General features: G+C 66.5%; 5 protein-coding genes. All 5 read right to left on the reverse strand.

Annotated elements, in window-relative coordinates; genetic code table 11:
* Window positions 1–284: 284 nt before the first annotated feature.
* Complete coding sequence (locus ACYP5B_RS46090; protein WP_459574040.1) at window positions 285–1,157, reverse strand: metal-dependent hydrolase; 873 nt, start codon at window positions 1,155–1,157, stop codon at window positions 285–287.
* Window positions 1,158–1,227: 70 nt separating this feature from the next.
* A complete protein-coding gene (locus ACYP5B_RS46095; RefSeq protein ID WP_459574041.1) occupies window positions 1,228–2,190 on the reverse strand; it encodes an alpha/beta fold hydrolase in 963 nt (320 codons plus the stop codon).
* Window positions 2,187–3,101, reverse strand: coding sequence for an SDR family NAD(P)-dependent oxidoreductase (locus ACYP5B_RS46100; protein WP_459574042.1), 915 nt, complete (start codon window positions 3,099–3,101; stop codon window positions 2,187–2,189). Before ACYP5B_RS46100 ends, ACYP5B_RS46095 begins: the two co-directional genes overlap by 4 nt.
* 77 nt (window positions 3,102–3,178) lie before the next feature.
* Window positions 3,179–4,786, reverse strand: coding sequence for a flavin-containing monooxygenase (locus tag ACYP5B_RS46105; RefSeq protein ID WP_459574043.1), 1,608 nt, complete (start codon window positions 4,784–4,786; stop codon window positions 3,179–3,181).
* 272 nt (window positions 4,787–5,058) lie between these two features.
* Window positions 5,059–5,906, reverse strand: an 848-nt coding sequence (locus tag ACYP5B_RS46110; protein ID WP_459574044.1) for an AraC family transcriptional regulator, incomplete at its 5' end; no start/stop codon positions are given.

Genomic DNA, 5,906 nt, shown 5'->3' on the forward strand with positions numbered 1-5,906 from the left:
GCTGGCATCAAATTGTCGGCGTTGTCTTGTCATCTGTTTCCTCGTCGATATGGATTGTCACCCTATCGACCTGTCCGAGGAAATTAGACCACTGCATTTGGCCCCCGGCCGCTCTTTTTGCCTGCCGACGAGGAGTCTTTCGCCCCATCCGGGTCGCCTTCTTTGCCTACTTTCTTGGCGAGACAAGAAAGTAGGTCGCCTCCCCGCAGGGGAGGTGAAACGGCCTTTGACTTTAAGCCTTTGACTTTGACTTTGAAGTCAACAGCCCAAAAACCACCAACAACCTACACCGCCCCCCTCACTGAAGGCGCCCGACCGGACACCCCAGCCCGCACCGAAGTCGCCTCGATCTCCGCAATCAACGGCTCGATACGAGCAAGCTGAGCACGATTATCGTGATCCCACGGATGAAACCCCGGCCGGAAATAATCAAACCACTCCGGCATCATCTTGCGCAACACACCAGGCTTGCCCCACAGGAACCGCACCACGCCGCCAAAGCCACCGAGCTTGTTGCGGCACTCGCGATCCGCCATCACCAGCCGGATGTGGAACACGAACACCATCGCCCAGAACGTCACGGTGGTGGTGAGCATGGTGAAGGTGCGCAGCAGATACCGATAGAGCCCAGGCTTCATCACGGCATTCCAGACATCGTAGGCCACGGCCTTGTGCTCGGTCTCTTCCAGCGCGTGCCAGATCCACACCTGGTGATAGCCGGGCTCGGAGTCACCCATCTGGTCCGGGTCCGCCAGCAGGCCGCCGGCAAGCATCGCGGTGTAATGCTCGAGCGCAATGGTGTGCGCGAGCTGCCATGACCTGGGCAGTATCTTGCGCAGCAGTTTAAGCAGCTTGGCCACGAACTGGTCGAGCGGCTCGGCGGGCAGCCCCGCATCCGTCATCAGCCGGTTGTAGAGAATATGCTCGCGCGTGTGCATGGCCTCCTGGCCGATAAAGCCCACGATGGCGCGCTTGAGCTCGGGGTCGGTCACGTCGTCGCGATAGGCGCGCACGCTGTCCATGAAGAAGCGCTCGCCCGCCGGGAAGAAGATCGAAAGCGCGTTGACGAAGTGGGTGACATGGCGGCCCCGCACGTGCCAGTCGCTGATGCGGCTGGCGGGCAAGTGGGGATGCACATCGCGTCGGACTGGCATCATGATGGGTACTCCTGTCGATTCGTGGAATGCGTCGGGTGCGTCAGGTGCGTCGGGGGTTTCGGCGGTGGCTTCAGCGCCCGTCGAGAAAAGGCAGCAGGTCCGCCGCCACGCGTTGCGGATCCTCTTCCATCGGGATATGGCCAAGGCCCGCGTAGCGCTGCAGCCGCGCGCCCGGAATGCGCCCGGCAAAGGCTTGCGCATGCGCCGGCGGGATCCAGCGGTCGCGCTCGCCCCACAGCACCAGCGTGGGCGAGCGGATGCCGTTGAGCGCCACCGTGTCGAGCGCATCGAAATCCAGCTTGGGCACCATGCGGCCGACGGCTTCGCGGCTGCCCTCGGCGTAGAAAAAATCGACATAGCGGCGGAAGGTGCCTTCGTCCACGCGCGAGGCATCGCCGTAGACGTCGCGCGTGGCGGCGCGGATCACGAACTCCGGCAGCAGCCACGGTGCCGACCAGCGCACCGGCGCGTGGTTGAACAAGGCGATATAGAGCGGCAGCTTCATCGGGAAACCCGCGGCGTCGATCAGCACCATCTTGTCGACGCGGCCGGGATGGCGCGCGGCCATGTCCCATGCGATCAGGCCGCCCAGCGAGTTGCCGATGACGCTGGCGCGCTGCAGGTGGATGGCATCGCAAAAGGCGTCGATGAAGCGGCGGTACGTGTCGACGTCCATGGTAAGAATGCGCCCGCGCGCATGGCGCAACGGCCCGGTCAGGCCAAACGGCGGCAGGTCCACGCGCAGCACGCGATAGCGTTGCGCGAGCGCCGGCATCACGCCTTGCCAGGTGTGCAGCGAGGCGCCGAAGCCGTGGATCAGCAGCAGCGGCTCGCCGTCGGGCACGCCTTCATCGGTGTAATGCACCAGCGTGCCCATCACCTGCACCCAGCGCGAAGCGGGCAGCGCGTAGCGTCTGGCGAGCGTTTCACGTGACAAGCTGAACAGCCCTACACGGCCCTGGCCGAACCAGCGCGTGAGGGCGCCGGGGGGCTGCGAGAGGCGGCTGTCCGCCGGCATGGCGACGCGGTTCATTGCGCGTCTCCGCCGTTGCCGCTGGCCTTGGCCGGCACCGTGTTGGGCACGTCCGCGACAGGCTTGCCGAGCGGCCCTTTGCGGCGCGCGTCGAACACCACCAGCTTCTGGTAGGCGGCGGGCAGCAGCCGCGCCATCATGTCGGCGGCAACCGCATCCGGCCCGATCAGCACGCGGCGGCGGTTGTGGCGCACGCCGTTGAGGATCACGCGCGCGGCCTTATCCGCCGTGGTGATGAAGTACTTCTCGAACTCGTCGCGGCCCTGCTGCTCGTCGTGCACCAGGAAGCCGGTGACATTCGCCGAAATGCGGCTGGCCTGCGCAATATTGGTCTTGATGCCGCCCGGGTGCACGCAGGTCGCGGACACGCCGCAGTCGAGCATGTCGAGTTCCTGCCGCAGCGATTCGGTGAAGCCGCGCACCGCGTACTTGCTGGCGTTGTAGCCGCTCATGCCGGGCTGCGCGAAGATGCCGAAGATGCTCGACGTATTGATCACGTGGCCTTCGCCGCTAGCCTTCAGGTAGGGCAGGAACGCCTTGGTGCCATGCACCACGCCCCAGAAGTTGATGCCCATGATCCACTCGAGATCCTCGTAGCTCATGCCCTCGATGGTGCTCGACAGCGCCACGCCGGCGTTGTTGAAGATCAGGTTGATGCGCCCGTGCGTGCGCGCGGCCTGCTCGGCCCACGCGTACATCGCCGCGCGGTTCGATACATCCACGCAGTGCTGCGTGAAGACCACGCCCGGCGCCGTGCGCATGACCTCGGCCACCGTCTGCGCCAGGCCCTTTTCATTGCGGTCCGACAGCGCCAGCTGGCAGCCTTCGCGTGCCAGCGCGAGCGCCAGCGAGCGGCCCATGCCTGAGCCTGCGCCGGTAATGGCGGCCACCTTGTTCTTGAAATCCTTCATGCGGTGTCTCCTCGGTGTTCTTCTGGTGTTCTTCTGGTGTTCTTTTGGTCTTGTTCTCGGCCGGGCACGAAGCGCGCTCACGCCCGGGTGGCCTGGGTGGCTTCGCTGGCCGTCGCACCTGCTGTCGCCGGTCTGGCCGCGAGCGCGTGGTGCGTCAGCGGACGGATCTCGTAGTCGGCCATGCGAAAGCGCGCGGTGGCGCGGCGGAACTGCCAGGTGAACCCGGGCCACAGCGTGGTGTTCTTGCCGGTCTTGGGGTCGAGGTACCAGCTCACGCAGCCGCCCTCCGACCACACCGCGCCAACGAGCTTGCGCTGCAGCCCGGCGTTGTAGTCGCGCTGCGCGGGCGCTCGCACGTCGATGGCCTGCACGCGGTGCCGGCCCATGGACTTGAGCGCGCCGAGGATGTAGTTCACCTGCGACTCGATCATGAACACCATCGAGCTATGCCCGAGGCCGGTGTTGGGGCCCACCACCAGGAACAGGTTGGGGAAGCCGGCCACGGTGGTGCCGAGATACGCCTCGGCGCCATCGCGCCATGCGTCGAGCAGGTCGGCGCCGCGCTGGCCGAGGATGGCGCCGCGCGGAATCGGATCGGTGGCGTGAAAGCCGGTGCCGAAGATGATGCAGTCGGCCGGGCGGCGGGAGCCGTCGCGCATCACGATGGCGTCTTCCTCTACATGGTCGATACCCTGGGTCACCACTTCCACATTGGCGCGCGCCAGCGCCGGGTAGTAGTCGTTGGAGATCAGCACGCGCTTGCAGCCGATGGTGTAGTCCGGCGTGACGGTGGCGCGCAGTGTGGGGTCGGCGACCTGCCGCTTGATATGGCGGCGTGCAATGCGCGCCACCACCGTCATCAGCTTCGGATGCACCACGAAGCCAAGCACGCGCGACTCCAGCGCCCAGTAGATGCCGGTGCGCATCAGCTTTTGCGTGAGCGGCAGGCGGCGGAACAGCCAGCGCTCGGTGGCCGACACCTTGCGATCGGGCTTGGGCATGATCCACGGCGGCGTGCGCTGGAACAGGTCCAGGTGCGCCACCTGCGGCGCGATCTGCGGCACGAACTGGATGGCGCTGGCGCCAGTGCCGATCACCGCCACGCGCTTGCCCGCCAGCGGGTAGTCATGGTTCCAGTGCTGCGAGTGAAACGCCTCGCCGCGAAAACGCGCCAGGCCCGGGATATCGGGATACGCCGGCCGGCTCAGGCCGCCCATGCCCGACACCAGCACGCGAGCCCGAACGCGCTTGCCATCGGCCATGTCGAGCTGCCAGGTGCCGCTGGCGTCGTCCCACGCGGCGCGGCGCAGTTCGTGATTCAGGCGCAGGTGCGCTCGCAGGCGGAACTGGTCGGTGCAGCGCTCCAGGTAGGCGCGGATCTCCGGCTGCGGCGAAAACATGCGCGACCAGTTGGGGTTGGGCGCGAAGGAGAACGAGTACAGGTGCGACTGCACATCGCAGGCGCAGCCCGGATAGTGGTTGTCGCGCCAGGTGCCCCCCACCGAGCCGGCTTTCTCGAACAGGGCGAAGTTATGCAGGCCTGCCTGCTTGAGGCGGATCGCCATGCCCAGCCCGGCGAAGCCGGTGCCGATGATGGCGATATCGCAGTACTCGGTGGGGCCGTGGCCCTCCGGTGATGGCCGGGCTGTGGATAACTCTGGGGGCAGGTCCGCTGGCGCGTTCATGGGCTGTCTCTCGTGTCGCTGGCGTGCACGGCGGGATGCCGTACTGCATCGCAACATCATTGATTGTGACATTGATGGATGTCATCGTAGGCACGCCAGCGCCCCGGGTCAACACGGGGATTTGAATCGTTCTTCTAATTTTTAGCGGATTTTAGTGGCGCTTTGAGCGCATGAAACAAGCAGAAAGCGCGTTTTCCCGCACTGGCGGGCGTACCCACCGCTGCGTTTGAAACCGGCCCCGATCCACCGAAGTTGCCGAAAAGCGGCGGCTGCTATCCCGGCACGCGGCCCAGCAACCGCTTGCGCCAGGCATTCGGGGTTTCCTGCGTCCAGCGTTTGAACGCATGGCTGAACGCGCTCTGCTCCGAAAAGCCGAGCAGCATGGCCAGCTGGGCGAGGCTGATGGCGGGGTCCGCGAGGTAGTGCTCGGCCTGCGCGCGGCGCACGCCCTCGACCAGCGCGGAGTAGTTCAGTCCCTGCGCCTGCAGCCGCCGCTGCAGCGTGCGCACCGGCAAGCGCAGGTGTGCCGCCACCGCCGCGATCGGCACGTCGCCCCGATGCAGCGCGCCGCTGATAAAGGCACGCGCCTGCGCGATCTCACCGGCGCCGTCCGCCTCCAGCGCGCGCAACTGGGCCTGGGCGATACGCGTCATCTGCATCTGCATTTGCGCATCGGCCTGCATCGAGGAGCGCGCCAGCAGCGCGGGATCGATGTGCATGGCGTGGCGGCCGGCGTTGAAGGCCACCGGGCAGCCGAATACCTGCGCGTAATCGTCGGCGTGGCCACCGGGCGGCGCCGCGTGGGGAAACTCGATGCGCTCGGCAAAGAAGCCGTCACCCACCAGCCAGCGGGCAAAGCAGATCCACGTGGCCATGTGCAGCTCGTGCGCGTGGCGCGACAGCGGGCCGTGCAGGGCTTCCCACGTCATCCACGCGCCCTGCGCCGTTTCATACAGGCGGGTGCGGCCGATATCGTTGGCCAGCACCTCGTAGCGGATGCCTTGCAGGATGGCCTCGCGCACGGTGGGCGTGGTCAGCACCACGTAGCCCATCTCGGCGTAGTGGCGCGGCCGGAAGGCCGCGCCCGCGTGCAGGCCAGCCCGCGGATCGCCGGCAGCGC

It is taken from the genome of Cupriavidus sp. 8B, from assembly GCF_054589115.1.

Bases quoted from the DNA above. Each gene is read 5' to 3' on its own strand.
- ACYP5B_RS46095 (WP_459574041.1), bottom strand. From the start codon at position 2,190: ATGAACCGCGTCGCCATGCCGGCGGACAGCCGCCTCTCGCAGCCCCCC.
- ACYP5B_RS46105 (WP_459574043.1), bottom strand. From the start codon at position 4,786: ATGAACGCGCCAGCGGACCTGCCCCCAGAGTTATCCACAGCCCGGCCA.
- ACYP5B_RS46100 (WP_459574042.1), bottom strand. From the start codon at position 3,101: ATGAAGGATTTCAAGAACAAGGTGGCCGCCATTACCGGCGCAGGCTCA.
- ACYP5B_RS46090 (WP_459574040.1), bottom strand. From the start codon at position 1,157: ATGATGCCAGTCCGACGCGATGTGCATCCCCACTTGCCCGCCAGCCGC.